This window comes from Zobellia barbeyronii (assembly GCF_018603515.1).
Lineage (GTDB): Bacteria > Bacteroidota > Bacteroidia > Flavobacteriales > Flavobacteriaceae > Zobellia > Zobellia barbeyronii.
On sequence record NZ_JACATN010000003.1, the window covers coordinates 327,207 to 353,459 of the forward strand.

Below are 26,253 nucleotides of genomic sequence, written 5' to 3' on the forward strand. Positions count from 1 at the left end.
ATCATGGAAAAATCAGCATCGGAAAAATTCAGATTAGGGGTTTTTGTTCTCATAGGTTCGGTATTGTTAATCATCGTAATCTATATGATAGGTAACAAACAAAATATGTTTGGGAACACCTTTACCCTTAACGTCACTTTTGACAACATACGTGGGCTCCAGAACGGTAATAATGTTCGTTATGCGGGTATTAGTATTGGTACGGTAAAAGACATTGAGATGATCAATGATACCACCATACAAGTAGGTATGCTTATAGACAATAAAATGCAAAAACATATCAAAAACAATTCAATTGCTAATATTGGTTCAGATGGTTTGGTAGGTAGTATGATTATTAACATCGTTCCTGGAACCGGTGAAGCACCCTATGTTAAGTCTGGTGATGAGATAAAGTCTTATAGCAACGCTGCTACAGCAGACATGATGAATACATTAAACGTAACCAATGAAAATGCCGCGGTATTAACAGAGCAATTGCTAACTATTACACGCTCCATAAATGATGGAAAGGGTACATTGGGCCGTTTACTTAATGATACCATTATGGGGCATAATTTAAATCAAACATTAATCAACCTAAAATACACGACTAATGACGCCCAAGAGACCATGCACAAACTAAACGCTCTTGTAGAAAGTTTTGATACCAAAGAAAGTGTTGTCGGAACCTTATTGAGTGATCCGCTATCCGGAGAAAAAATCCGTAATGTACTTAACCATTTAGAGAATTCATCTATAGAAATTGAGAAAACAGCCAAAAACCTCAACACGGTAGTTGACCGTGTCAACGGCGGTGACGGAGCTATTAACTATCTATCTACAGATACCACATTGGTACATCAGCTTCAAAACTCAATGAAAAATGTAGATGAAGGTGTGCTGAAATTCAATGAAAACATGGAGGCATTAAAACATAATTTCTTGACCCGTGGTTATTTCAAAAAACAGGAAAAGCAGAAAGAAAAAGAACAGAAAGAATAACGGAAAACAGGAATAGTCAGCTTTAAATTCATTCGTTCATGATTTGTATCATACATCATTTTTAAATACTGTAATACCTTCATCCCATCAAAATAATTAATGAGCAGAAACAAGTTCTTCTCCCTGTTGATTAGGAGAAATATTCTTTTACATAAAAGGAATAAAGTAACACTATATATTCAATAAGATGAATTCAAAAATAACATCTATTTCGGCTCTCGAGATATTAGACTCTCGAGGAAACCCTACGCTAAGGGCGTATGTAACTTTAGAAGATGGAACCAGAACTTCTGCTTCCGTACCTTCAGGAGCATCAACCGGTATGAACGAAGCTTTAGAACTGCGCGATGACGAAAAACGTTACAGCGGAAAAGGCGTTCAAAAGGCTGTAGAAAACGTTAATAAAAAGATAGCTGCAGCCCTAACAGGAATGCATGCCGTTGACCAAAAAGATATTGATTACACCATGATTGCATTAGATGGTACCGAGAATAAATCTCAGCTTGGTGCCAATGCTATTTTGGGCGTTTCCATGGCAGTTGCTAAAGCGGCAGCCGTTTCATCTAACCTTCCGCTATATCGTTATTTGGGCGGATCCAATACCTTACGTGTTCCCGTGCCGTGCATGAATATCCTAAACGGTGGCGAACATGCAGATAATAGTGTAGATTTTCAAGAGTTCATGCTCGTACCACACGGAGCTCCAGATTTTAAGGAAGGGTTACGTTACGTTGCAGAAACTTTTCATGTACTAAAAAAAATATTGAAAGATAAAGGCCTCGCTACCAGTGTTGGTGATGAAGGTGGCTTTGCACCTAATTGTGCCAGCAATGAAATAGCTATAGAATTTATTATTGCAGCAATTGAACAAGCAGGGTACCAACCTGGTATAGATTTGTCTGTTGCTATTGATAGTGCTGCCAATTCCTTTTCTCCTAATTTGGATAACAAGTATGACCTTACAAAGTCAGGTGCCGGTAAAATGACAACTAATGAGCTTATTGACCTGTCTGGCGAGTGGTTAAAAAAATATCCTATCATCTCATGGGAAGACCCCCTTTCTGAAGGTGATTGGGATGGGTTTGCAAAATTCACCAAAAAATTTGGCGATAAAATCGAAGTAGTTGGTGATGATATTTTTGTTACCAACAGAAAATATATTAGTAGAGGAATTAGCGAGAAAACCGCTAATTCGGCACTTATTAAATTAAATCAGATTGGGTCGGTTACAGAAACCATAGAAGCAGTACGCATGTGTCGTGAAGCCGGATGGCGTTATTTTCTATCTCACCGCTCAGGAGAAACTGAAGATACTTTTTTAGCAGATTTTGCCGTGGCTATGGATGGTGGACATTTAAAATCTGGTTCTGCATGTAGAGGTGAACGTGTTGCTAAATACAACCGTTTATTAGAAATAGAACATGAGCTTAAAGGACGCTCAGAATATCGTTGGAAATAAATAAGTATCTTATCATATACAAGAACATTTCTTGGAAGTAAATGCTATATTTATATAGTTTAGAACATGCATTTTTATAATAAATTAGAATTATGATGGACATATCAGTTAGCGAAAGTACCCGCGTTCTTAGGGATAATTATAGTGGTCATCTTGCCTATATTGCAGACGGGAAACCTTATGTTATACCTATCACCTACTTTTTTGATGCTGAAGACAACAGTATTATAAGCTATACGGCAGAAGGGCATAAGATAGATTCCATGCGGGAAAACGATTCTGTGTCTGTGGTAGTGGAACAAATACAATCTATGGTCAATTGGGAGTCTGCTCTTATTCATGGTACTTTTGAAGAACTAGAAGGTATTACTGCAAAACAAAAATTGCATTTATTTACAGAAGGCGTAAAAGCAATTATACGTCGCAAAGAACATAAAAACCCAGAGTTCATCAATGAGTTTTCAAGTAAGTCTTATACTAGAGGTAATCCTATTGTATACAGGATTAATATTCTTGAGATTACCGGTAAACGTCGGGAGGCCTAAAAAAAATTATAAATCAAATTGAGAATCAATTCTCGATATTGATCATTATCTAAAGCTGTTTTAAAATGTGCTACGGAATTAAAAATCGTGACTCATTTTAAAACAGTTTTTTTTATTCATATTCTATTTTCTACCTTCTTTATAGCCGGTCAAAGCAGACTATATTATATAATATATCTTCACTATTCTTCTCTGCACATTATGTGCCTTTTCTCTCATTTAAGTTCTCGCTAGATAATCATTTTGCAGAGGTATGATTGAGCGTCACAACTAGGCATTTTAAAAGGTATAAAGTAGCAAAAAAGTAAGCTTTTGATAAGAAATCACTTGCCAAAAATCATAGTAAATCTTCAATACTAAAAATTTTATAAATAATATCCTTCTGCATGATTTGAATCATAAATACAAATCATACTACCTCCTACTTTTGTATAAAATTAAAGCCATCATCAGTAAAGATGGTTCGTACTAAAAGTCAATATAATGAAACGTCGCTCAATAATTTTACTAGCTATAATGCTCTTACCAATAAGCTGGGCCTATTCTCAAACTTTAGAGTTAGACTACTGTCAAGAGAGAGCCAGATCTCTTAGTCCTATTAAAAAACAAGAGCTATTATATGAAACCCAAGCAAATCTGAATATCAAAAATTTAAATACCCTAAACCTGCCGCAATCGCGTTTAAATGGGGCTTATAATTATGTGTCTGACGTGTTGGATATTGGTATTGATATTCCTGGTTTGGATATCGCAGAAATTCCTCAAAACCAATACACCTTAACATTAGATATCTCTCAAAAAATCTATGATGGGGGTTATGTAAAAAATGCCAAAAAAATGCAAGAAGCACAATTAGCTGCCAATGTAAAGGGAATGGAGGTTGATTTGTTTGAGATAAAGGGAATGATAAACACGCTTTATTTTAATGCACTGGTTTATCAAGAAAATGAAAAATTACTAGGTACTGTAGTAGACGAATTGAATAAGCAACTTAAGAAAATAAATTCTCAAGTAGAAAATGGTGCTATGCTTAAGAGTAACGCCAACATTCTTAATCAGCAAATATTAAAAATTCAACAACAAATATTAGAAGTGCAATTAGGCCGTAAGGCAATGATAGATATGTTAAGCGATTGGATAGGAGAACCTATTTCTCCTAATGCCGAATTTACACTACCACTTATAGCAGACCAGGAATTAAGCCAAGATATAAGTAGGCCAGAACAGCAATATTTTGATTTGATGGAGGAAAATTTAGAATCTCAAAAAAAAGTATTGAATGCCCAAGTTTTGCCTAGTCTGTCTGGTATAGCTCAGTTAGGAGTCGGGAGCCCTAACCCTTTAAATTATTTTGAAACGGATGCCACAGAATATTATGTAGTTGGAGCAAGATTGAAATGGAATTTTTGGGATTGGAAACAAACATCCCGAAAAAAGAAAGTACTAGAGATTAACAAAGAAATTCTATCCAGTAAAAAAGAAGACTTTGAAAAGAAAATCAACATAGCATCCATCCGTGATAAATCTAGTATTGACACCTATAGCCAACTTATAGAAAAGGATAAAAAAATATTAGAGCTACAGGAAGATATCGTTAGAAAAAGCTATTCCCAATTTCAAAATGGTGTAATCACATCAACAGAATACATCATAGAAGTTAACAAAAGAACTGAGGCCCAATTGAATCTTCAGATACACGGAATACAAAAAATACAATCAGAAATTAATTATCTGACTACTAAAGGAAATTTGTAACCATTAAATAAACAAAAAAATGAAATATTTTATAGGTGTTATCATTTTATGCTTTGGACTTATAAGCTGCTCCGGCGAGAAATTATCGGATGCATACGGCAATTTTGAAGCAGATGAAGTGATTGTTGGCTCTGAAGGCCAAGGCAAAATACTTTCCTTTAATGTAAAGGAAGGAGAGCAAATAAAAGCGGGTGCTATAGTGGGTTATATTGATACTATGCAGCTATCCCTTAAAAAACAACAGTTGGTTGCCAGTATCAATTCGGTCACAGCGCAAACCATGGATGTTCAAAGTCAGTTAAACATTTACAGGGAACAGAAAAACAACATTCTACGTGAAAAGCGTAGAGTAGAACATATGTTGAAGGATGAAGCAGCTACCCAAAAAGAACTAGACAATATAACCGGAAATATAGAGGTGGTAGACCGTGAGATTGAAGCGGCCCGTAAAAAATTAGAAACTGGTAACAGAGGCATTCTAAGCCAAATAGAGCCCATAGAAAAACAAATAGATCAGATTAATGATCAAATAAACAAAAGCCTAATTATTAATCCTGTTTCTGGAACGGTTCTCACCAAATATTCCGAAGAAATGGAGTTGGCCGGTTATGGCACGCCCCTATACAAAATTGCAGGGTTAGATGAAATCACACTCAAGGTTTATGTGAGCGGTGATCAACTACCTCATATAAAACTAGGGCAAGAAGTAGAAGTGTTGATTGATGACACTAAAAAAGAAAACCGCTCTTTAAAGGGTACCATTAAATGGATTGCTTCCGAAGCTGAGTTTACCCCAAAAATTGTTCAAACTAAAGACGAACGGGTAGATATGGTTTATGCTGTTAAAGTGCTTGTCGTGAATGATGGGTACTTAAAAATTGGTATGCCTGGAGAAATAAATTTCATGAGTAGTTCTGAAAAGGACTGATCAGTTGAGAAAAAATAAATGTAACGGTTAAGACAAAACGATGACTCCAATTTCAGCAGAAAATATTGTAATGAATTATGGTAAGGTCAAAGCATTGGACGCAGTTTCCCTAAAAGTGGAAAAAGGCGAATTGTTTGGACTTATTGGTCCTGACGGTGCTGGAAAAACCAGTCTTATCAAGATTCTAGGCACGCTACTATTGGCAAATAGTGGTACTGCTGAAATAGAAGGGATGGATGTTGTAAAACAATACCAAAATATACGCCGACAAATTGGGTACATGCCCGGTAAATTTTCGCTATATCAAGATCTAACGGTTGAAGAGAACCTTAACTTTTATGCCTCCATTTTTGGAACAACTCTAGAAGAGAACTACGATCTTATCAAGGACATATATAAGCAAATCGAGCCTTTTAAAAAACGAAGAGCAGGTAAACTCTCTGGTGGGATGAAACAAAAATTAGCCCTTTCATGTGCTTTGATTCACAAACCCAAAGTACTGTTTTTAGATGAGCCTACCAGAGGTGTAGACCCTGTTTCCAGACAAGACCTTTGGGATATGCTTCAAAGTTTAAAGAAAGATAACATCACAATCTTGGTTTCCACAGCCTATATGGAAGAGGCCCTTCTCTGCGATCGAATATCCCTTATGGATCATGGTAAAATATTGGCTACGAATAGCCCTGACGGACTTATCGCAAATTTTGAAAAGCCATTGTACGCCATACGTTCTGGAAACTCCTTTAAAGTTATTAAAAAACTAAAGGATTATGAGCATGCCAACTCAGTTTATCCTTTTGGAGATTGGGTTCATTATACGGACAAACGTGATACGATTGACCCATTAGAAATAAAATCCTATCTGGAGAATAATGATACCACCAATGTTGAAATAAAACAAATAAAAGCAAGCGTTGAAGATTGCTATATGTCACTTACCTCTAAAAATCAAAATTATGAGCCAGCCTGAAAAAGCATATAGCATTAGTGTTGAAAATCTGACCAAAAAATTCGACGATTTTGTGGCTGTGGATAAAATTACATTCAATGTGAAAAAAGGCGAAATATTCGGTTTTTTAGGAGCTAACGGCGCAGGTAAAACAACTGCTATGCGTATGCTCATTGGGGTATTAGAACCTACTAGTGGTAAAGGCGAAGTAGCGGGCTTTGATATCTTTAAAAACTCTAGAAAGCTCAAAAAGCACATCGGCTATATGAGCCAAAAATTCTCTTTATATGATGATTTAACAGCAAAAGAGAACATGCGTTTTTTTGGTGGAATCTACGGTCTTACTAATAAAGAAATTCGCAATCGCACCAAAGAATTATTAACCCATTTTGGGATGGAACATATTGAAAAAGAACGCGTAAGCTCCTTACCCTTGGGTTGGAAGCAAAAACTAGCGTTCTGTACTGCTTTGATGCACAAACCGGATGTAGTCTTTTTGGATGAACCTACTAGTGGCGTTGACCCATCTATAAGAAGACAATTTTGGGAAATGATCTATGAAACTGCAGAAGGTGGTGTAACTGTTTTAGTAACTACTCATAATATGGATGAAGCCGAATATTGTCATCGAATATCAATGATGGTCGCCGGAAAAATGATAACAGTAGATACGCCCCAAAATTTAAAAGATAAATATAAGCTTGAAACAATGGGAGAAGTATTTCTCCATTTGGCAAGAGGTTACGAAAAAGAACATGCAATTACTGCAAGCTAACCGGCTTAAGTCATTGAAGTTATAAAAAAGCAAAATGAAAAATTTCAAGATATTCAAAGGACTTGTTCGTAAGGAGTTTCTCCATATCCTAAGAGATTGGCGTTCCTTAACGATGCTATTGGGCATACCCATAGTCTTGGTTCTGTTATTTGGTTCTGTAATGACCATGGAAATCAAAGATGCTAATATTGCGGTTGTGGACCATGCCAAGGACCACGATTCAAAAGAATTAATTAATTTAATAAGCACTTCTGAATTTTTTAAACTAGTAAAATACCTAGATACTTCTGATGAAATTGATGAAGAATTTAAAAAAGGTACCATTCGTATGGCCTTTGTTTTTGATAAAGACTTTGGCTATAAACTACACCACGAAGGTCATGCGCAGATACAGTTAATTGCTGATGGATCTAAGATATTGACCTCCCCTAGCCTTATCTCATATGGTAAAATTATAATCAATAAACACATTGCAAGCAAAAACCCGCCAAGCAGAGCCGGATACTACATTATACCCACAGTGCGTATGATGTACAACAAGAATCTTAATGGTAGGTATATGACCGTACCTGGTATTATGTCTACAGTGATTTTACTGGTAGGGGCTTTGATGACTTCGTTATCAATTACCAAAGAAAAAGAATTAGGTACTATGGAGTTACTGTTAAGTACCCCCATAAATAGATTTCTGATCATGTTCGCTAAAATAGTGCCCTATCTAATAACCTCTTTTATTAGTGCATTATCTATTATTTGGGCCGCAAAATATGTGTTTGAGGTACCTGTTTCAGGGAGTATGGGACTTTTGCTATTGAATACTGTTCTCTACATTCTTACAGCTCTAGCTTTGGGTTTGTTGATTTCTACTTTCGCAAATTCTCAGCTAACAGCTATGATGATTACTATGACTTTATTGATGCTGCCCACAGAAGTTTTATCGGGAATGACTTTCCCTACAGATAGTCTGCCTGTGGTGTTACAATGGTTAGGGAAATTACTGCCTTCCACTTGGTTTAATATTATAAGTAAAGGTATCCTGCTACAAGGTGCTAAGGGCGGTAGTCTTTTCTTTGAAACAACCATCCTTGTAGTCATGGTAATGGTGTTTTATTTCTGGAGTGTTATACGGTTCAAACCAAGACTCCAATAAGAATTAACAGTTAAAATAAAGAGAGATGCGTATCATAAGATTCATCATCGTTAAAGAATTTATCCAGATTTTCCGGAATCCACTGTTGGTACTCATTATTTTGTCTCAACCTTTCATACAGGTTCTTCTATTGGGTACAGCTGGGGGTGATATTAATTATGCCAGTGTTTATGTAGTAGATGAGGATTTATCTTCTACCTCTAGAGAGATAATCTCTAAAATGGAGGGTTCAGATTTCTTTGATATCAGAGGGGCTGCTCTAACCATGGATGAAGCCTATAAAGTAATGGAGTACAAAAACATTAATCTGATTGTACATTTTCCTCCAAATTTCGAAAAAAAACTAATCAAAGAACATAGCAGTAAAGTGCAGTTAGTTACTAATGCTATTGATGCTATTACCGCCAGTCTTACCTATGCGTACTCCAGCGAAATTATAGGCGCTGTAAATAAAGATGTAGCTATAAAATGGGGCAGTAAAAGCCTATCAAATAAAGCATCAACAGTTAGTATTCCCTATTCTTACTGGTATAATAGAGCGCTAATTAGTCAGTATATCATGGTGCCAGCTATGTGCGTAGCAATGGTTGTTATGATAACAATTCTATTGTCAGGAATGAATATCGTAAAGGAAAAAGAAATAGGCACCATGGAACAATTGAATGTGACTCCCATGAGAAAGACTCATTTTATTATGGGAAAAATTATTCCGGTTTGGATTATTAACATTGTACTTCTTGCCATTGGTTTAATTTTAAGTAGCCTTGTATTTCACGTACCTGTAGTAGGAAGTCTGTGGCTTGTTTTCTTTTTATCCGGTGTTGTAATGTTCCTGCTTTTGGCAGTAGGCGTATTAATCTCGGTAATTTCCAACACCCAACAACAAGCTATGTTTTTCACCTTTTTTATTATCATGATATTTGTGATTTTTGGTGATTTTATAACACCTATTGACAATATGCCTTCATGGGGTAAAGCGATGGCTGATTTAAACCCACAAGCCTACTATTCACGAATGATTCACTTGGTAATCACAAAAGGTAGTGGCATAAAGGATATCTTACCTGATCTACTAAAAGTATCTGGTTTAACCTTTGCTACTCTAGCCGTTTCACTATGGATTTTTAATAAAAAAGACTAGAAAAGGTAACGGTAAATTTATACTCCACCCCTATTATACTGGAAAAGTCTCTAGCTGAAATTGAAATTATAGATGCAAAAAAATACGGCTATCGTAAGTTACAATAGCCGTATTTTTTTTTAAAACTTAATAGAAGAGTTTAACTCCTAATCATTCTTTAAGGCCGTAAAACCAGAGACCACATCAAAAAGCTCTTCGTCTATGGAACTTTGTCTTAAACGATGGTAGGTATGCCCTATATCATCCAGCAATTCTTCAATATTCTTTTCTGCACGTTGCATGGCATTCAACCTACTTAAGTTTTCACTAGCTAACGATTCCGTACAGGTCTTATAAAGCGTAACAAAGAGATATTCTCTAATTAAACGACGTATAAGCTTACTACTATCACCAATAACTTCAGGTTGTTTTTGAGTAGGCCATTTTAGCTGTGCTTTTTCCTGGCGCCATTCTGCATCTAGGGGAAATAATCGTAATTTTTCTTGTTCGTAGGACCCTTCGTTTACCAAGTGGTTATGGAAAAGATAATACTCATCTACGTTTCCGTTTTGCCGGTTTTCCTCTACCTGTACCAAAATTGAACCTATAAGTGCGGTAATGGCATTTATAGAATTTGGAAGGTTAAATTCTTTGGTCACCGTCAGTCCCATATCCGCCAGTAATAAAGGTACCCGGACACCAACGGTCCAGATTTCCAATTTACCTCTGTGAGTAGATAAAGACTCTTGGACGTATTGCGAAAGGGAGTCATTAAATTGCCCAACAAAACCTTGGTCCGATCCAAAAACAATAGCGCAAATAGATTTTTCGCCTTTACTATTGTTCTCGTTCTCTCTAACATCCTGGTTGTCCAAACCAATATCTTTTAAATAGGCTACAAGCCCTAAAGACACATTGGTCCAATAATCATCCAACGATTCCATGGCCCTTTCATATTGGCCAATATTAGCTGCTGCCATGGCCTTCATAGTTCGTACTATGGAGTTTAGCTCTTTGGCTCCGGTAATCTGTCTTGTTAAGCTTTCCAGCGAATCCATGGCTATGATTTTTAGTGGTTACTCTGCCTTTTGAAATTCCTTGAGTGCAGTTTTTGTAGCCGCTAACATACTTTCTCGGCCTGCATCATCTAACCCTTTATCGGAATACAAACTTTTTTGAATAGCTTCTGGTAACGTGGCTATACTTTTTATCACCGCCTTTTCTGCTTCGCGCATGTTTTCAAGTGAAATCGTATCAAAAAAGCCTTGGGTCAGCGTTAGAAGTACTCCTATCTGTTCTGCCACGGACAACGGTTGAAGTTCATTCTGTTTAAGAATTTCCCGAATACGTTTACCGTGTTCAATAACATTTTTTGTTTCTTCATCTAAATGAGAACCAAAACGGGCAAAAGTCTCCAATTCTTCAAATTGTGAAAATCCAAGTTTTAAATCGCCCGCAATGGCTCGGTAAGCAGGTAATTGTGCCTTACCACCCACACGAGAAACCGATTTGCCAACCTCAACCGCAGGTAAAATACCTAACTCAAATTGTTTAGGTGATAGGTAAATCTGCCCATCCGTAATTGAAATTAAATTGGTGGGAATATAAGCCGACATGTTCTGCGCTTCAGTCTCTATTATGGGAAGGGCAGTCAATGATCCGCCGCCAAGTTCATCGCTTAAATGCGTAGAACGTTCCAATAATCTGGAATGGATATAAAAAATATCACCAGGAAAAGCCTCCCGGCCAGGCGGTCTTTTTAGTAAAAGGGAAAGCTCACGATAGGCTCTGGCATGATTTGTTAAATCATCATATACAATAAGTACATCTTTACCAATTTGCATAAAATATTCAGCAATACTAGTTGCTGCATAGGGAGCAATATATTGTAATCCTGGAGAATCGTTTCCTTCTGTGACCATAACAATGGTATACTCCATTGCCCCATTCTCTTTTAAATCTGCAATAACTTTAGCTACGGCAGAAGCCCGTTGCCCAATAGCACAGTAGACACATATAACATCTTTATCTTTTTGATTGACAATAGTATCCAATGCAATGGCCGTCTTACCTGTTTGGCGATCACCTAAAATCAACTCTCTTTGTCCGCGCCCTATTGGGATCAGTGCATCTATAACTTTAATACCCGTTTGCAAAGGCATGCTTACCCCAGAGCGATCCATAATAGGTGTAGCGCTCCGCTCTATAGGCAATCTTTTTTCATAGGAAATAGCACCTTTATCATCCATAGGTTCTCCCAAAGGCCCTATCACTCTTCCTAGGAGTGCTTTGCCTACAGGAACATCCATTACGCGATTTGTGCGTTCTACAAGGTCTCCAGCATCTAAATCCGAATCTTCACCTAAAAGAATGGCGCCTATTTCGTCTTCTTCAATACTAAAGGCTATACCATACAAATTACCAGGGAATTTTAATAACTCCTCATAACCTACGTTGGGCAAACCTGAGACTTTTACCACACCGGCAGAAACACTGGTAACACGGCCTACCTCTTTTGGCGCCAGATTAAACTCGTGCTCTTTTGTATGCTTTGCAAGTTCATCAAACGTATCGTTTACTAAACTTTTATAATCTGTTGCGCCCATGTCATTTCATTTTCGATTATTCATTCGTGTCCATTTCAACCTTTTTACCAGCTTCAACATCTTCTTCAAGAGATTTTAAATAGTCCGTAACACTCCAAGATAGTTTGTACCCATTGGTTAAAATCTCAATACCATTTATCAATTCTGGCCTGGTTTTAAACTCGTAGGTATTCTCTGTTTTCAACAACCCACTTATTGTTTTTTGTATAACACCTTGCTGATTAGCAGAAAGGGCAAAAGCACTTTGTACCAATATGGGCTTACCTCCTTTTAGAGCCTCAGAAAATTTTGCTTTCTCATTGGCTTGTAGTTCATTTATTCTTTTCAAAAAGACTTCTACGGTCTGCCCCTCTAAGCTAACAGATGAGAGATCTGTTAATGTTTTTCTTGCCATGTCAAGAACCTCATCTTTTAACCTTTTAGCCATGTTATTATTTTTATTAGCTTGATCTTCAGCAAAAGCTTTTTCTAATCTATCCTTGAGTTCATTAGCTTCATTCCTTGCATTTTCTTTAAGCTTATCTCCTTCGGATTTGGCTTCTGCAGCGGCCTTTTGCATTAATTCATCCCTTTCTTTATTGAAAATTTCATTTTTATGGTTGAATTCATCCTTAGCTTTTGCTGCCTCTTTTTTCTGAGATTCGGCATCCAAGAGTTTGTTCTTTATATTAGTTTCCCGTTCATCTATTGATGATAAAATAGGTTGATAAAGAAAACGTTTCAATAACCACATTAACACCAAAAAATTGATGATTTGAGCTATTACGGTAAACCAGTCGATTTTCATTTTTTAATTATTTAGCGATGAAATAATTCCAGAAAGGATTGGCAAAAATCAAAATCATTGAAATCACAAAACAATAGATTGCCAATGATTCTAACATCGCCAGCCCCACAAAGAGGGTACGTGTAACCGTCTGACTTGCATCTGGCTGTTGGGCCATTGAACTTAAAGCGGTTGAAATAGATTTACCCTGACCTAAAGCAGGTATCATACAGCCAATTCCTGTTGTTATTCCGGCTGTAATGATAGAGACCATTGCGATTATTGTAGCATTATCCATAATATTAAATTTTGATGTTATACCAATTTTTAGTTTGAAATTAAATTTAAAAAAAGGGGTTTATTCCCTTTGTATTACGCTTCTATTACTGTTTGATTTTTATGCTTTATTCTTTTGTTTCTAGTCTTCTTTTTTTCTGATTCTTCAGTTGCTGCGGCAATGTATACCGTTGCCAAAATGCTAAATATATACGCTTGTATAACACCTGTAATAAGTCCTAAAACAGTCATTAAAACCGGAAAAAATAAGGGCGCAATACTCAAGAGAATAGTAACAATTAGACCACCACTCATAATATTACCAAAGAGACGCACCGCCAATGCCAACGTACGTGATATTTCACTTATAATATTAAAGGGAAGCATGATGAACGTGGGCTCTATAAATGTTTTCAAATATTGTAAAACACCGTTTTCTGCAATGCCGAAAATAGGCGTTGCCAGAAAGACACAAATAGCCAAAGCTGCTGTTGTAGACAATGAACTTGTAGGAGGTTCATAACCTGGAAAAATAATACACAAATTGGCAAAAGCTATAAAAATGAACAGTGTTCCTATAAAGCCCAAAAACTTCTCAGATTTCTTAAGTCCAACTTCTTTTATCTGTTCATTCATACCGGTTACCAGCATTTCTAAAATGCATTGCCACCGCGATATCTTTAAATCGGTACGGAGTTTTCTGGTTATCAAAATGGACACAAGCACCAATACAAACATTAATACCCAAGTGGTAACCAATGTAAGATTGATGGTGATAAAGCCATTTTGCCAAAAAATCGTTTCGTCAGGACTGAGTTCCATTTTAATACTCTTTTTCTAGTTCTATTGGTTTCATCTCTTTGGTTTTGGTCATACGAATCACAATAAATCGGGCGCTTATAAAACCCAAGAGGCAAATCAACATATACTTAAAATTGTTTTGGCCCATGTAATAGAAACCCAAAAGGGTAAGCCCCACCCTTGTGAACAAACTTCCCAAATACCATAATACCGGCTTTGGGGAGGATAACATCTTCTTTGAAGTAAACCATAGCCCTCCAAAAAATAGAAAGCCTAAGCAAGAGCCGCCAAATAGAACCATTAAGGTCATTACTAAATCATTCATCTTTCTTATTTTTATGTTCGTGCATTGATTTGTTTTCTTTGTCTATCCATTGCCAAGCAAGGACACAACCAACAAACAGCCCCGCTAGCAATAAGGTTAGTGTCCAAGAAAAAGTCTGCGGATATCTCTGATCTAACCATACCCCAACAACGGCTCCTAATACGGTTGGTACTGCAACGGACCAACCCACCATTCCGAATGTGCCAAAACCTCTCCACTCACTCCTTTTCTCTTCATTTCTGGCATGCAACATTTGTCTTTCTTTGCTATCCACTTGATCCATGAAGCCTTTTTCCCTTTTCTTATCCTCCGTATTTTTGCTCATGACTGACGAAGTTTTTTAATCCCGTGAATAAATTCACTTTCTAATTTGGCAACGGCCTTCCGTACATCTCTTTCCTCTTCATCTAAATTCACAAACTGACTTTCTACGGCACTTCTAAGTTTTCCTAAATCAGCTCCTGCAATTGCATTTCTAACTGATATCTCTACAAAACCGTCCCTCTTTGTGAGTATACCTTCATCCATTGCTACATAATGTTCTTGGCCATCCCTAGTCTCATAGGTCAATATGCCAGGTACCAGAGCAGCTACACAATCTAACCTGTGAGGTAAAAATCCGTATGAACCGGCATTGGTATCTACTACAATGCGGAGCACTCCAGAGATTTTAAGAAATATCTTAAACGGAAGTAAAATATGTAACTCCATTATTTTTAGTTCTAGATCTATACTTTAGCGGTAACATTTTTTTTCTCTTCATCAGGTTTCTTTTCCGCTTTCTTAGGTTCTTTTTTAGCCTTTTCTATAGCTTCATTAATAGCACCCACCATATAAAAAGCACTCTCCGGCAAATCTTTAAATTCATCCTTAAGAATACGTTCGCAACCATCAAGGGCATCTTCTAATTTCACTCCTTTTCCTTTGAGTCCGCTAAACTGTTCCGTTGTAAAGAAGGGTTGTGTAAAGAACCTTTCTAAACGCCTTGCTCGGTTTACAGTAGCACGATCCGTTACAGAAAGTTGCTCCAAACCCAACATGGCAATGATGTCCTTTAGCTCTTCATATTGGGCCAATGTTTGTTTTATTTGCTGTAGAAGGTGGTAGTGACGTTCACCAATAACAGTTGGTGTCGCCATTTTGGAGCTGGACTGCAATAAATCTATTGCAGGAAAAAGCCCCTCTCCCGCTCTTTTTCTTGATAAGGTAATTGACGCCGATAGGTGAGAAAATGTATGCACCGCAGCAGGATCCGTAAGGTCATCCGCAGGAACATAAACTGCCTGTATACTGGTAATGGCCCCCGTATTGGTATTCGCAATACGTTCTTCAAATTTGGAAAGCTCGGTACCCAAAGTTGGTTGGTAGCCCAATCTTGACGGCATTTGCCCCATAAGACCGGAAACTTCCATTCCTGCTTGAATAAAACGAAACACATTATCTACAAGTAACAGCACATCACGATGTTCTTCATCCCTAAAATATTCAGCCATAGTTAAAGCCGCATGACCTACCCTAAAACGGGCTCCAGGGGGTTCGTTCATCTGCCCGAACATCATCACCATATCTTTTAAAACATCGGCCTTTTTCATATCATGGTACAGTTCATGCCCTTCTCTGCAGCGTTCACCAATACCACAAAACATACTTATACCTTGGTGATACCCTACCATATTATGTATCATCTCGGTTAGTAACACGGTTTTACCAACACCGGCACCACCAAACAAACCTGCGTTACCGCCATGTTGTAAAGGCACCATTACATCAATCGCTTTTATTCCTGTTTCAAAAATTTCAGATTTTGTAGACCGTTTTGATAACGGTGGTGGCAATTGGTGTACACTTTTACGGGGTAATTTTGGTAAAGCTTCTCCGTGATCAATGGTATTTCCAAAAACATCGAACATGCGGCCCATAATCTCCTTGCCTATTGGAACGGATAACTGTCCGCCATCTGTTTCCGCTCTCATTCCCCTTGCCAAACCTTGCGTTGGGGTTAAGGCTATACCTCTAATTCTATGGTCATCTAATTGTGACAACACCTCAATAGCAATGGCATTATCAGGCCCTGTGTGTATTAAAGTATTTATAGAGGGCAAATCCTTATCGAACCAAATATCTACAACACTTCCAAGCACGGCAACTACTTTACCTACTATTGATTTACTGATGTTATTTTTTGAGACTGTTGCCATAATTCTCTGGTGTATATGAAACAGTAAAAGTATGATCCAAAACTGCTACTTGCCATGACCTAGGTCATGACGCAATTTTTTTCCTCCATGACCTAGGTCATTTTCATTGGCAAGGAAACATCGGAGATTCGTAGTCTATAATCTTGGCCGGAGACGACCTTTAAAATATATAGCGATGAAAAATTACATACGTCACTTTAGTGAAATTGACATTAACGATGTACCAACTGTAGGAGGTAAAAATGCCTCTCTCGGAGAAATGTTTCAAAAGCTAACCTCTAAAGGAGTCCAGATTCCTGATGGCTTTGCTACTACAGCAGAAGCGTATTGGCACTTTCTGCAAGAAGTACACATTCAAGAAGAGATTTTTGGTCTTTTAGCAAAGTTGAATACTACAGATTTTTCGAACTTAAAGGAGATTGGTGCTAGCGTAAGGAAAGCTATTTTAGATACAGAACTTCCAAAAGATCTTAAAGATGCTATTGAAGAAGGATACGATGCCCTTTCTAAAAAATATAATGGTGATATTTCGTTAGCGGTAAGAAGTAGCGCTACTGCAGAAGATTTACCCACGGCGAGTTTTGCGGGCCAACAAGACAGTTATTTAAACGTAAAAGGAATAGATGAGCTTGTTGATGCTTGTAAAAGATGTTACGCATCACTATTTAATGACCGTGCAATAAAATACAGAGAAGATAACAACTTTGACCATACTAAAGTAGCGTTATCCATTGGTATACAAATGATGGTACGTTCAGATTTGGCTGCTTCCGGAGTAAACTTCACCTTAGATCCAGACACTGGTTTTGACCAAGTGGTAATGGTTTCCAGCATATATGGTTTGGGCGAAAATATTGTACAGGGCAGCATTAACCCAGATGATTATTTTGTTTTTAAACCCAGCTTAAAGAATGGTATTGAACAACCTATTGTATCTAGACGTTTGGGGAGCAAAGAAAAAACCATGGTCTATGATACATCTGGTAGTGGTACTATAAATCTTGATACTCCTATGGAGAAACAAGAACAATATGTACTTACAGATGCCGAAGTAGTAAAACTAGCGCAGTGGTCATTAATTATTGAGGATCACTATAAACGCCCTATGGATATTGAATGGGCAAAAGACGGACAAACAAATGAGCTTTTCATAGTTCAAGCTAGACCGGAAACTGTTCAGAGTGCGAAAACGAATAAATTAAAAATCAACACCTATACCTTACTTAAAAAAGGTAAAGAGCTTACTCACGGAATGGGCTTGGGTAACAAAATAGCATCGGGTAAAGCCCGCATATTACATAGCCCAGCAGAATCTGATAAACTTCAAAGAGGTGAAATATTGGTTACCGAACGTACCAATCCCGATTGGGATCCGATTCTTAAAAAAGCAGCGGGTATTGTTACAAATCAAGGTGGGCGAACCAGCCATGCGGCTATTGTTGCCCGTGAAGTTGGTGCTGCCGCAATAGTAGGAAGTAACAATGCTACAGAAGTGATTAAAGACGGACAAGAAATTACCATTTCTTGCGCAGAAGGCGATACAGGCGTCGTTTATGATGGCCTTTTAGAATGGGACGAAACCGAAGTGGACCTAACTACCTTAGGAAAGCCAAAAACGCAACCTATGCTTATTTTGGCAGATCCAGACCAGGCATTCAAATTTTCATTTTATCCTTCTGAAGGAGTTGGATTGATGCGTATGGAGTTCGTTATCAACAACTCTATTCAAATTCACCCTATGGCCTTAAAACATTTTGACACGTTAAAAGACCAAGCGGTTAAAGATAAAATCCAGAAACTAACACACCACTACCCAGACAAGTCAGATTATTTTGTACACAAACTTGCCGAAGGTATTGGAACAATAGCTGCAGCCTTTTATCCAAAAGATGTCATTGTTCGTACCAGTGATTTTAAAACCAACGAATATGCCAGCTTAATTGGTGGTTCTGAGTTTGAACCTGTAGAGTCAAATCCAATGTTAGGTTTTAGGGGCGCTTCTAGATATTACAATCCTAAGTACCAAGATGCTTTTGAACTAGAATGTAAAGCACTAAAAAGAGTACGGGAAACTATGGGGTTGACCAACGTAAAAATTATGATTCCATTCTGCCGTACACTAAAAGAAGCTGCAAAAATAGTAGCCGTTTTAGAGAAAAACGGTTTGAAAAGAGGTGAAAATGGACTTCAGCTTTACATGATGACAGAGATACCTAACAACATCATCTTAGCAGAACAATTTGCTGAGTTCTTTGATGGGTTTTCAATTGGTTCAAACGATTTGACACAATTGACTTTAGGTGTAGATAGAGATTCTGAATTGTTGAGTGACATCTTTGACATCAATGATATAGGAGTTAAAAAAATGATTGCGATGGTGATTAAATCAGCTAACAAAACCAATACCAAAATTGGATTATGTGGCCAGGCGCCAAGTGATTTTCCCGAGTTTGCCCAGTTTCTTGTAGAGCAAGGCATTAACTCCGTATCCTTTAATCCTGATGCATTGATTTCAGGTATTAAAAACATTAATAAGGCTGAGAAAAGCAAGACTGCATACGGAATGGCAGAAAGCAGCAATTAATATCTCTTTAGAATTCTAAAATGAAAATAGCAATATTCAACGTCCATAATTGGGAAAAAGACTATTTACAAAATGCAAGTAATGGCAAGCACACTTTAAAAATGTTTGATACCTATCTGACTTTAGATACGGTTGATTTAGCTAAAGATTGTGATGCCATATGCATTTTTACAGAAGACAATGCATCTGCACCCATCTTAGATAGGTTGCATGAACTTGGTGTTAAATATGTAGCCCTACGTTCGGCCGGTTTTAATAACATAGATGTGCCACATGCAAAAAAATTGGGTATTCGCATGGCGCGGGTACCTGAATATTCTCCCTACGCCATTGCCGAATTTACGGTAGGTGTTATGCTTGCCCTTAACCGAAAATTAGTCAGAACCCACTACCGGATTATGGAAATGAATTTTTCATTAAACGGGCTGGTTGGTTTTGATATGAATGGCAAAACGGTGGGCATTATAGGCACGGGGAAAATTGGCCGTGTAGTGGCTAAGATTTTACACGGATTTGGTTGTAAACTATTGCTTTATGACATTTTTGAAGATAAATCTTTGGTAGAAAAATATGATGCTACTTACACAGATTTAGATTCTTTGTGCAAGCAGTCTGATATCATTACCCTCCATGCTCCTCTAAATGCAGAAACACATCACCTTATTGATGAGGCTAGAATTGCGGATATGAAAAAAGGCGTGATGCTTATTAATGCTGGCCGTGGCGGATTGGTAAAAACCATAGATGTTATAAACGGACTTAAATCAGGTCAAATAGGCTATTTCGGGATGGATGTGTATGAAGAGGAAAAAGGACTCTATTTTGAAGATCATTCCGAAGATATTCTTCAAGATGATTCCATGGCGCGTTTAATGACCCTTAGAAATGTATTGATAAGTAGTCACCAAGCATTTTTGACCGATACAGCCCTAAACAATATTTCACGAATAACCTTTGACAATCTGGAATGTATGGAAAAAGGAGATTCTTGTATTAACGAGATAAAATAAGCCTAGCATGGGAAAATTAATATTGGTCAGGCACGGTAAAAGTCTATGGAACGTAAAAAATGTTTTTACAGGGTGGACGGATGTTGATTTGGCACCGGAAGGAATGGAAGAGGCAAAAAAAGCTGGGGAACTTATCAAATCAAATCTTATTGATATTGATATTTGTTTCTCTTCTTATCTAAAAAGAGCCATCCGTACCGCATGGATTCTATTGGAAACAGCAGAAATGATGCATGTAGACACCAAGTATAGCTGGAAGCTAAATGAAAGGCATTATGGAGATTGGCAAGGAAAGAACAAAGATGAAGTTTTAGAAGAAGTAGGAGAAGAATTCTTTTTAAGCGTGCGCAGAGGCTATGCCACTCCCCCTCCCAGTCTTTCTATAAACGATAAACGAAATCCAAAATTCGATTCTAATTATAAAGCTTTGGATGCATCTGTATTACCATTGGCAGAATCGCTTAAGGATACTTCAAAAAGAGTAGTCAATTACTTTTTTGAAGCTATTGCTCCAGAATTGGCCAAGGGCAAAACCGTATTGATATCCGCACACGGAAATTCATTGCGCGCTCTTATAGAATATCTAGAGCATATATCATCCGAAGAAATTGCAAAAGTTGAAGTAGCTACGGGTGTTCCACACTTGTATGAGTTTGATGGTAAACTGAATGTTGTAGAACATTACCAATTAAAATAAGACAAAAAAACGAGTTTAAAACTTATTAAAATGGCACGTATAATTACACTCACCGTAAACCCCGCTATTGATAAGAGTACTACCGTAGCGGGAATTGGCCCTAATACAAAATTACGTTGTACCCAACCTACATTTGATGCGGGCGGTGGTGGAATAAATGTATCACGAGCTATAAAAAAGTTAGGCGGCACATCGCTTTGTAGCTACTTTTCCGGTGGTCCTTCAGGAGCTTATTTGAAACAACTTTTAGATGAAAAAGATATAGAACAATCTATAACCCCGATTAAGGGGTTTACACGTGAGAACCTTGCGGTAACGGATACCAGCACCAATCAACAATACAGATTTGGAATGCCGGGTCCACCAATACAGGAAGCAGAATGGCAAAATGCCTTAAAGCAATTGGAACTGCAGCTCAATAAGGGAGATTATTTAGTTGCAAGTGGAAAGTTACCTCCCAACATACCAGATGATTTTTACGTAAAAATAAGCCGTATAGCAGAAAATAAAGAAGCACTTTTTATTCTTGATACTTCTGGTGAGGCACTTATAAAAGCAGCGAAATCCCGTGTTTATATGCTAAAACCCAACTTGGCAGAATTAGGCGCGTTATGTGGGGTTACCTCTATAACAGACTTAGACCTGAAATCATTGGCACAAGAATTTTTAGAAAATAATGATTGCCAAATTCTTGTCGTCTCCCTAGGGCCAAAAGGGGCCTTACTGGTTACCAAAAATGAAATGGTACAAGTACCAGCTCCCGTGGTTCACCAAAAAAGTACTATTGGTGCAGGTGACAGTATGGTTGCCGGAATGGTCATGAGCCTTATATGGGGTAAATCTCTAGTTGACATGGTAAGGTATGGCGTGGCATGCGGAACTGCTGCCACAATGCACCATGGCACACAACTATGTATTAAAGAAGATGCGGACAAGCTGTATGAATGGATAAAACAGCAAGCACCCATTTTAGAAACTAATTAAAACACTAATGATGGAAATTGAAAAATATTTAAAAGAAGAAACCTTCTACCTGCTAGATCATGAATGTATTACTATTCCTAAGGATAAAATCCACCTTCCAGGCCCCGATTTTAATGATAGGATAATGGCTTTGTCCGATAGATCTAACCGGGTTTTAGGAAGTTTACAACAGTTATTTGACCACGGGAGACTAGGAGGTACAGGCCATCTTTCCCTATTGCCGGTAGATCAAGGTGTAGAACATTCCGCAGGTGCCAGTTTTGCACCAAACCCTGAGTATTTTGACCCTGAGAATATTGTAAAACTTGCCATTGAAGGGGGCTGTAATGCAGTAGCTTCCACATTAGGTGTACTAGGAGCAGTATCCAGAAAATACGCTCATAAAATTCCTTTTTTGGTTAAATTGAACCATAATGAGTTACTTACGTATCCCAACACTTTTGATCAAATTTATTTTGCACAAGTAGAACAAGCTTGGGACATGGGTGCTGTAGCTGTAGGAGCTACAATTTATTTTGGCTCTCCAGAATCCGATAGACAAATACAAGAAACCAGCAAAGCATTTAAACGTGCGCATGAATTGGGTATGGCCACAGTTCTTTGGTGTTATCTGCGTAATGACGCATTTAAAAAGGATAAGGACTATTCCGTTAGTGCTGATTTAACCGGGCAGGCCAATCACCTTGGTGTAACGATTGAGGCCGATATCATCAAACAAAAACAGCCAAGTAATAATGGTGGTTTTAATGCTTTGAAAAATTTCGGAAAAACTAATGACCTTGTCTATAGTAAACTAACAACAGACCACCCTATTGACCTGACCAGATACCAAGTTGCGAATTGCTACATGGGGAGAGCTGGACTTATTAATTCCGGTGGTGCTTCAGGTGATGATGATTTTGCAGCCGCTGCACGTACTGCGGTAATTAACAAAAGAGCTGGTGGTATGGGATTGATTTCGGGCAGAAAAGCTTTCCAAAGACCAATGAAAGAAGGTGTTAAACTATTAAACCTTATACAAGATATCTACTTAGACCCAGCAATTACGATAGCTTAAAAATATACGATTATGAAAATGACGGAAAAACTTTCTTTGCCCTTAGCTCATAAATCTCTGATTCCTTTGGCAGTTGGTTCTAAAACGAGTTTAGGTCATACAAATGGAAATGTGTTAGCGGGTGATATAGGAGGAACTAAGACTAATCTAGCACTTTACGAATATAAAGATGGTCACCTTTTTCTAGTCAAACAAAAATCATATAGAACAAAGAACCACTCCTCTTTACTAGAAATCATAGAAGATTTTGAAATAGAAGAAATGGCTAAGATAGATAGTATATGTTTTGGTGTAGCCGGTCCCATAACCAAAGGAAAGGTGCATGGCACCAATTTCCCTTGGCGAATTGATACCAAAAAGCTCATCAAAGCACTTCATCTTAAATCCATTTTTTTAATAAATGACATGCAGGCCAACGCCTATGGGCTGGCCGCACTAGAGGAAAAGGATTTAGATCATTTAAAATATGGTTCAAAAATAGAAGGTAATGCTGTTATTATTTCTCCAGGAACTGGTTTAGGGGAAGCCGGCCTATTTTGGGACGGCTCTGCATACCATCCTTTTGCCACAGAAGGAGGCCATTGCGATTTTAGTCCGAGAAACGATTTTGACCTTGAAATATGGAAATATTTTCAGCAGAAATATGGCCATGTAAGTTGGGAGCGTTTGCTATCAGGACAAGGTATATGTGATACCTATCAACTGATACGTAATGTTAGTGGTGAAAAAGAAACCGATGCTTTTAAAGCAAAAATGGCCAAAGAAGATCCGGCTGCCGTTATCACCAAAACGGCTTTGGAAGGTTCTGATGTAGTCTGCAGGGAAACCTTAGATCTTTTTGTTCGATTTTTAGCAATAGAAACTTCTCAACTTGCCTTAAAATTTAAGGCTACCGGAGGTATTTATATTGGTGGAGGAATTATGCCCAAGATTATAAAAGGAATGAATAGAGAAGTATTTACAGATAATTTTATGCAGTCTGGACGCATGAACTCTCTTTTACAAATGGTTCCCGTAGATGTTATTCTTAATGATAATACAGCTTTGATGGGAGCGGCATATTATGCTGCAATGAATCTTGAGTAAAGTTCAACCTATTTGAAGTAAAAAAGACAGCAGGTCTTGAATCATAATGACTCAAGACCTGTTGTCTTTTTAGAAATTCTAAGACCTTTCTTCACTTAATTTCGTGGGCTACATCTTATCGACTTCTACATCCATTTCTATGACTTTGAACAATTCCCTTCTATTTCTTCTAGTGTTCTTGATAAATTTAGTCACTTCTTCTTCAAGCTCGTTATGCTCCACCCTGAACGTTTTATAATTTTGTTTTTCAGGGTCATCAATTATTGCCGCTATATGTAATAAATGCTTACCAACTCGCTCTAACAACTCGTCACAATCTCTTGAATCCTTAAGGATACTTTCCCCAGCTCTTCTTATGTTATCCAAATCTGCTTGTGCCTTAATCCACAAGAAATATTTATCCTCTAAGTGTCTTAAAAACCTAAGGTCATCCTTATAAAACAAAAGGTCTGACTTCCAATGTTCCGTTAAAATATATAGTTCTTGCCAGTCACCATTTTCAATAAAATCACCTTTGGGCCTGATTCTAAAATTTTCCATGTCTTATATTATTTTAAAAAATAACAGTTTTGATTTTTTCTTGTTCTTGTTATTCTAAAACAAGTATGGGTACTTTAGAGTTTAGAATCAACATTTGCGTCAATTCCCCTTCAGTAGGCTCACTGTGCATAGTTTGATTTCTAGGAAGAATGGCCACAACATCAATATCATTCTTTATCGCGTATGTATTTATTCCTTCTATAACATCATTATTCTTAATGAACACACGCTCTTTATAAAACGTTTCTAGATAATATTCTATAGCATTCTCATTCTTCTCTTCTTCTTTGCTATACCCATAAAGACCAGGCTGGTTTTCTACAGTCAACACATGTACCTTAGCATTACATTTACGGGCTATCATTAAAAGCGTTCCTAATTTTTTGGTATCATCAATCTCTTCCCTACCAATAACCAATGCAATATTGGCTAGATTGTAATCTTGACAATCATGAGGTATAACCAAAACTGGACATTTACCCTTTAAAACAAGGTTTGCTGTATTTGTATGTTGCTTAATTTCTTTTTTGTCTTTACCAGATGTTCCCATTATGATAAGATCTATCTTATCTTTTTTCCGGATTTTAATTAAGGTCTCAATAAGCTTTCCATCTTGAATTTCCCACTCCAATTTATTCTTAAGAATGCCTCTATATTCTTTCTCCAGCCTTTCAAAATTTTCGGGTAGCAATTCAAGATTACAGTTTCCAGAAACATAGGCTAATACAATTTTAATATCGTCCAGTCTACCAACGAAACCTGCAGCATACTCCAATGCTTTTTTTGATGCCTTCGTAAAATCAAAGGGAATGAGTATTGTTTCAATTTTGTCCATGTTGTGTTTCTTTACGTATGGCTTTCGTAAGCCATACACTCAAATTTAGTCTTAGATTATAAGAAAATACATGACTTTGGTCATATGCGAATACGTAACACATATGACCAAAACATGCTAGTTAATTAACTTACTGCTTCAATCTTGAAGTTTAGGCTTAACAATTTTCCAGGTATTAGTTTTATCTTTCACAGCTAAGAGATTTTTTGAAATCAACCTAGCCTGTAATTCAGGTAATTTATATAGTTTTTTAGACATCACAATGTCTTGCCTTTCTTGTATTGGCCACAGCATTTCACCAGCTTGGTTCACTACTACCTCGGTAAAATCATAATCATATATTTTTAGTTGAAAGGAATTCTTTCCCCGTAATTCCTTGCTTTCGTAGATACCCACTGCAACGCCATCACTAAACTGACTCACATTTAAAAAATCAGTTGGTACAACTATGTTGCCCTTTTTGTCCATAAACCCGTATCGCGCAATACCATCTTCCTTAATTGTTTTTACGGCACAAAGTCCATCTTTAAATTTAGGGGATTCAATGCCTTCTATGCCAAAATTGTTAGTGTTTGGTGTTTTGTTCCATACCAAATCTCCTCTAAATCCAATAACCAACTGACCGTCTTCATCAATAAAACCCCATTGGCTTCCTTTTTTAACTGCTGCTAAACCTTCACTAAAAGGCTCAATCTGATCAAGTTCGCCAACTATAGGTTTATTGATGTCCTCTACTGACTGCGAAATACCCAAAATAGGTATTGACAGTAAAAACGAAATAATAAATAAGCGTTTCATCTCTAAATGTTTTTGTGTTCACTCA

At 37.4% G+C, this 26,253-nt stretch carries 27 protein-coding genes; 15 read left to right on the top strand and 12 right to left on the bottom strand.

The window, feature by feature from the left end:
• Positions 1-3: 3 nt before the first annotated feature.
• The 9 genes from HW347_RS09905 to HW347_RS09945 all read left to right on the top strand — a co-directional run bounded on the left by HW347_RS09905 (position 4) and on the right by HW347_RS09945 (position 9,686).
• Positions 4-984: an MlaD family protein gene (locus tag HW347_RS09905; RefSeq protein WP_214611737.1), complete on the top strand. Its 981-nt coding sequence runs from the start codon at positions 4-6 to the stop codon at positions 982-984.
• A 187-nt stretch (positions 985-1,171) separates the two neighbouring features.
• Positions 1,172-2,443 (top strand): phosphopyruvate hydratase, encoded by a 1,272-nt coding sequence (gene eno, locus HW347_RS09910; RefSeq protein ID WP_214611738.1) that lies wholly within the window; start codon positions 1,172-1,174, stop codon positions 2,441-2,443.
• A 92-nt stretch (positions 2,444-2,535) separates the two neighbouring features.
• A complete protein-coding gene (locus HW347_RS09915; protein WP_225901891.1) occupies positions 2,536-2,988 on the top strand; it encodes a pyridoxamine 5'-phosphate oxidase family protein in 453 nt (150 codons plus the stop codon).
• Positions 2,989-3,471: 483 nt separating this feature from the next.
• The gene (locus tag HW347_RS09920) at positions 3,472-4,743 is read left to right on the top strand and encodes a TolC family protein (RefSeq protein ID WP_214611739.1); all 1,272 of its coding nucleotides are present in this window, start codon (positions 3,472-3,474) and stop codon (positions 4,741-4,743) included.
• Positions 4,744-4,762: 19 nt separating this feature from the next.
• A complete protein-coding gene (locus HW347_RS09925; protein WP_214611740.1) occupies positions 4,763-5,671 on the top strand; it encodes an HlyD family secretion protein in 909 nt (302 codons plus the stop codon).
• 40 nt (positions 5,672-5,711) lie between these two features.
• Positions 5,712-6,641, top strand: a complete 930-nt coding sequence (locus HW347_RS09930; protein WP_214611741.1) for an ABC transporter ATP-binding protein — start codon at positions 5,712-5,714, stop codon at positions 6,639-6,641.
• Positions 6,628-7,395: an ABC transporter ATP-binding protein gene (locus HW347_RS09935; RefSeq protein WP_214611742.1), complete on the top strand. Its 768-nt coding sequence runs from the start codon at positions 6,628-6,630 to the stop codon at positions 7,393-7,395. The genes HW347_RS09930 and HW347_RS09935 overlap by 14 nt, the downstream gene beginning before the upstream one ends.
• 34 nt (positions 7,396-7,429) lie before the next feature.
• Positions 7,430-8,545: an ABC transporter permease gene (locus HW347_RS09940; RefSeq protein ID WP_155597170.1), complete on the top strand. Its 1,116-nt coding sequence runs from the start codon at positions 7,430-7,432 to the stop codon at positions 8,543-8,545.
• Between the two features lie 25 nt (positions 8,546-8,570).
• Positions 8,571-9,686: an ABC transporter permease gene (locus HW347_RS09945; RefSeq protein WP_214611743.1), complete on the top strand. Its 1,116-nt coding sequence runs from the start codon at positions 8,571-8,573 to the stop codon at positions 9,684-9,686.
• A 146-nt stretch (positions 9,687-9,832) separates the two neighbouring features.
• Here HW347_RS09945 and HW347_RS09950 read toward each other — a convergent pair whose 3' ends face one another.
• The 9 genes from HW347_RS09950 to atpD all read right to left on the bottom strand — a co-directional run bounded on the left by HW347_RS09950 (position 9,833) and on the right by atpD (position 16,637).
• The gene (locus HW347_RS09950; protein ID WP_214611744.1) at positions 9,833-10,723 is read right to left on the bottom strand and encodes a F0F1 ATP synthase subunit gamma; all 891 of its coding nucleotides are present in this window, start codon (positions 10,721-10,723) and stop codon (positions 9,833-9,835) included.
• Positions 10,724-10,741: 18 nt separating this feature from the next.
• Entirely contained in the window at positions 10,742-12,271 is a 1,530-nt protein-coding gene (locus HW347_RS09955) for an alternate F1F0 ATPase, F1 subunit alpha (RefSeq protein WP_214611745.1), read from the bottom strand.
• 16 nt (positions 12,272-12,287) lie between these two features.
• Positions 12,288-13,058, bottom strand: a complete 771-nt coding sequence (locus HW347_RS09960) for a F0F1 ATP synthase subunit B family protein (RefSeq protein ID WP_214611746.1) — start codon at positions 13,056-13,058, stop codon at positions 12,288-12,290.
• A 7-nt stretch (positions 13,059-13,065) separates the two neighbouring features.
• Positions 13,066-13,335 (bottom strand): F0F1 ATP synthase subunit C, encoded by a 270-nt coding sequence (locus HW347_RS09965; RefSeq protein ID WP_155597175.1) that lies wholly within the window; start codon positions 13,333-13,335, stop codon positions 13,066-13,068.
• Between the two features lie 74 nt (positions 13,336-13,409).
• Complete coding sequence (locus HW347_RS09970; protein WP_225901892.1) at positions 13,410-14,135, bottom strand: F0F1 ATP synthase subunit A; 726 nt, start codon at positions 14,133-14,135, stop codon at positions 13,410-13,412.
• A 1-nt stretch (position 14,136) separates the two neighbouring features.
• Positions 14,137-14,439 (bottom strand): ATP synthase subunit I, encoded by a 303-nt coding sequence (locus HW347_RS09975; RefSeq protein ID WP_155597177.1) that lies wholly within the window; start codon positions 14,437-14,439, stop codon positions 14,137-14,139.
• Positions 14,432-14,764, bottom strand: a complete 333-nt coding sequence (locus HW347_RS09980) for an AtpZ/AtpI family protein (protein ID WP_214611747.1) — start codon at positions 14,762-14,764, stop codon at positions 14,432-14,434. Before HW347_RS09980 ends, HW347_RS09975 begins: the two co-directional genes overlap by 8 nt.
• Positions 14,761-15,150 (bottom strand): F0F1 ATP synthase subunit epsilon, encoded by a 390-nt coding sequence (locus HW347_RS09985; protein ID WP_214611748.1) that lies wholly within the window; start codon positions 15,148-15,150, stop codon positions 14,761-14,763. Before HW347_RS09985 ends, HW347_RS09980 begins: the two co-directional genes overlap by 4 nt.
• A 17-nt stretch (positions 15,151-15,167) precedes the next feature.
• Complete coding sequence (gene atpD / locus HW347_RS09990) at positions 15,168-16,637, bottom strand: F0F1 ATP synthase subunit beta (RefSeq protein WP_214611749.1); 1,470 nt, start codon at positions 16,635-16,637, stop codon at positions 15,168-15,170.
• Between the two features lie 175 nt (positions 16,638-16,812).
• Between atpD and ppsA the strand changes: the two genes are divergently transcribed.
• From ppsA to glk, 6 genes are read left to right on the top strand one after another with little or no spacing between them, the layout of a single operon-like run.
• Positions 16,813-19,221: a phosphoenolpyruvate synthase gene (gene ppsA / locus HW347_RS09995; protein ID WP_214611750.1), complete on the top strand. Its 2,409-nt coding sequence runs from the start codon at positions 16,813-16,815 to the stop codon at positions 19,219-19,221.
• Positions 19,222-19,241: 20 nt separating this feature from the next.
• Complete coding sequence (locus HW347_RS10000) at positions 19,242-20,231, top strand: 2-hydroxyacid dehydrogenase (RefSeq protein WP_155597182.1); 990 nt, start codon at positions 19,242-19,244, stop codon at positions 20,229-20,231.
• Between the two features lie 7 nt (positions 20,232-20,238).
• Entirely contained in the window at positions 20,239-20,928 is a 690-nt protein-coding gene (locus tag HW347_RS10005; protein WP_214611751.1) for a 2,3-bisphosphoglycerate-dependent phosphoglycerate mutase, read from the top strand.
• Between the two features lie 30 nt (positions 20,929-20,958).
• Positions 20,959-21,912, top strand: a complete 954-nt coding sequence (locus tag HW347_RS10010) for a 1-phosphofructokinase family hexose kinase (RefSeq protein ID WP_214611752.1) — start codon at positions 20,959-20,961, stop codon at positions 21,910-21,912.
• A 10-nt stretch (positions 21,913-21,922) separates the two neighbouring features.
• Complete coding sequence (locus HW347_RS10015) at positions 21,923-22,969, top strand: class I fructose-bisphosphate aldolase (protein ID WP_214612141.1); 1,047 nt, start codon at positions 21,923-21,925, stop codon at positions 22,967-22,969.
• 12 nt (positions 22,970-22,981) lie between these two features.
• The gene (gene glk, locus HW347_RS10020) at positions 22,982-24,055 is read left to right on the top strand and encodes a glucokinase (protein ID WP_225901893.1); all 1,074 of its coding nucleotides are present in this window, start codon (positions 22,982-22,984) and stop codon (positions 24,053-24,055) included.
• Between the two features lie 108 nt (positions 24,056-24,163).
• On the opposite strand, the gene HW347_RS10025 is transcribed toward glk, so the two are convergent.
• The 3 genes from HW347_RS10025 to HW347_RS10035 form a co-directional block, all read right to left on the bottom strand.
• A complete protein-coding gene (locus HW347_RS10025) occupies positions 24,164-24,595 on the bottom strand; it encodes a hypothetical protein (RefSeq protein WP_214611753.1) in 432 nt (143 codons plus the stop codon).
• A gap of 49 nt (positions 24,596-24,644) precedes the next feature.
• Positions 24,645-25,430 (bottom strand): universal stress protein, encoded by a 786-nt coding sequence (locus HW347_RS10030; RefSeq protein WP_214611754.1) that lies wholly within the window; start codon positions 25,428-25,430, stop codon positions 24,645-24,647.
• Positions 25,431-25,568: 138 nt separating this feature from the next.
• A complete protein-coding gene (locus HW347_RS10035; protein WP_214611755.1) occupies positions 25,569-26,228 on the bottom strand; it encodes a WG repeat-containing protein in 660 nt (219 codons plus the stop codon).
• Positions 26,229-26,253: the final 25 nt, after the last annotated feature.

Excerpts from the sequence above, each read along its gene's own strand:
- HW347_RS09905 (WP_214611737.1), top strand. The coding sequence starts at position 4 with ATGGAAAAATCAGCATCGGAAAAATTCAGATTAGGGGTTTTTGTTCTC.
- eno (WP_214611738.1), top strand. The coding sequence starts at position 1,172 with ATGAATTCAAAAATAACATCTATTTCGGCTCTCGAGATATTAGACTCT.
- HW347_RS09915 (WP_225901891.1), top strand. The coding sequence starts at position 2,536 with ATGATGGACATATCAGTTAGCGAAAGTACCCGCGTTCTTAGGGATAAT.
- HW347_RS09920 (WP_214611739.1), top strand. The coding sequence starts at position 3,472 with ATGAAACGTCGCTCAATAATTTTACTAGCTATAATGCTCTTACCAATA.
- HW347_RS09925 (WP_214611740.1), top strand. The coding sequence starts at position 4,763 with ATGAAATATTTTATAGGTGTTATCATTTTATGCTTTGGACTTATAAGC.
- HW347_RS09930 (WP_214611741.1), top strand. The coding sequence starts at position 5,712 with ATGACTCCAATTTCAGCAGAAAATATTGTAATGAATTATGGTAAGGTC.
- HW347_RS09935 (WP_214611742.1), top strand. The coding sequence starts at position 6,628 with ATGAGCCAGCCTGAAAAAGCATATAGCATTAGTGTTGAAAATCTGACC.
- HW347_RS09940 (WP_155597170.1), top strand. The coding sequence starts at position 7,430 with ATGAAAAATTTCAAGATATTCAAAGGACTTGTTCGTAAGGAGTTTCTC.
- HW347_RS09945 (WP_214611743.1), top strand. The coding sequence starts at position 8,571 with ATGCGTATCATAAGATTCATCATCGTTAAAGAATTTATCCAGATTTTC.
- HW347_RS09950 (WP_214611744.1), bottom strand. The coding sequence starts at position 10,723 with ATGGATTCGCTGGAAAGCTTAACAAGACAGATTACCGGAGCCAAAGAG.
- HW347_RS09955 (WP_214611745.1), bottom strand. The coding sequence starts at position 12,271 with ATGGGCGCAACAGATTATAAAAGTTTAGTAAACGATACGTTTGATGAA.
- HW347_RS09960 (WP_214611746.1), bottom strand. The coding sequence starts at position 13,058 with ATGAAAATCGACTGGTTTACCGTAATAGCTCAAATCATCAATTTTTTG.
- HW347_RS09965 (WP_155597175.1), bottom strand. The coding sequence starts at position 13,335 with ATGGATAATGCTACAATAATCGCAATGGTCTCTATCATTACAGCCGGA.
- HW347_RS09970 (WP_225901892.1), bottom strand. The coding sequence starts at position 14,135 with ATGGAACTCAGTCCTGACGAAACGATTTTTTGGCAAAATGGCTTTATC.
- HW347_RS09975 (WP_155597177.1), bottom strand. The coding sequence starts at position 14,439 with ATGAATGATTTAGTAATGACCTTAATGGTTCTATTTGGCGGCTCTTGC.
- HW347_RS09980 (WP_214611747.1), bottom strand. The coding sequence starts at position 14,764 with ATGAGCAAAAATACGGAGGATAAGAAAAGGGAAAAAGGCTTCATGGAT.
- HW347_RS09985 (WP_214611748.1), bottom strand. The coding sequence starts at position 15,150 with ATGGAGTTACATATTTTACTTCCGTTTAAGATATTTCTTAAAATCTCT.
- atpD (WP_214611749.1), bottom strand. The coding sequence starts at position 16,637 with ATGGCAACAGTCTCAAAAAATAACATCAGTAAATCAATAGTAGGTAAA.
- ppsA (WP_214611750.1), top strand. The coding sequence starts at position 16,813 with ATGAAAAATTACATACGTCACTTTAGTGAAATTGACATTAACGATGTA.
- HW347_RS10000 (WP_155597182.1), top strand. The coding sequence starts at position 19,242 with ATGAAAATAGCAATATTCAACGTCCATAATTGGGAAAAAGACTATTTA.
- HW347_RS10005 (WP_214611751.1), top strand. The coding sequence starts at position 20,239 with ATGGGAAAATTAATATTGGTCAGGCACGGTAAAAGTCTATGGAACGTA.
- HW347_RS10010 (WP_214611752.1), top strand. The coding sequence starts at position 20,959 with ATGGCACGTATAATTACACTCACCGTAAACCCCGCTATTGATAAGAGT.
- HW347_RS10015 (WP_214612141.1), top strand. The coding sequence starts at position 21,923 with ATGGAAATTGAAAAATATTTAAAAGAAGAAACCTTCTACCTGCTAGAT.
- glk (WP_225901893.1), top strand. The coding sequence starts at position 22,982 with ATGAAAATGACGGAAAAACTTTCTTTGCCCTTAGCTCATAAATCTCTG.
- HW347_RS10025 (WP_214611753.1), bottom strand. The coding sequence starts at position 24,595 with ATGGAAAATTTTAGAATCAGGCCCAAAGGTGATTTTATTGAAAATGGT.
- HW347_RS10030 (WP_214611754.1), bottom strand. The coding sequence starts at position 25,430 with ATGGACAAAATTGAAACAATACTCATTCCCTTTGATTTTACGAAGGCA.
- HW347_RS10035 (WP_214611755.1), bottom strand. The coding sequence starts at position 26,228 with ATGAAACGCTTATTTATTATTTCGTTTTTACTGTCAATACCTATTTTG.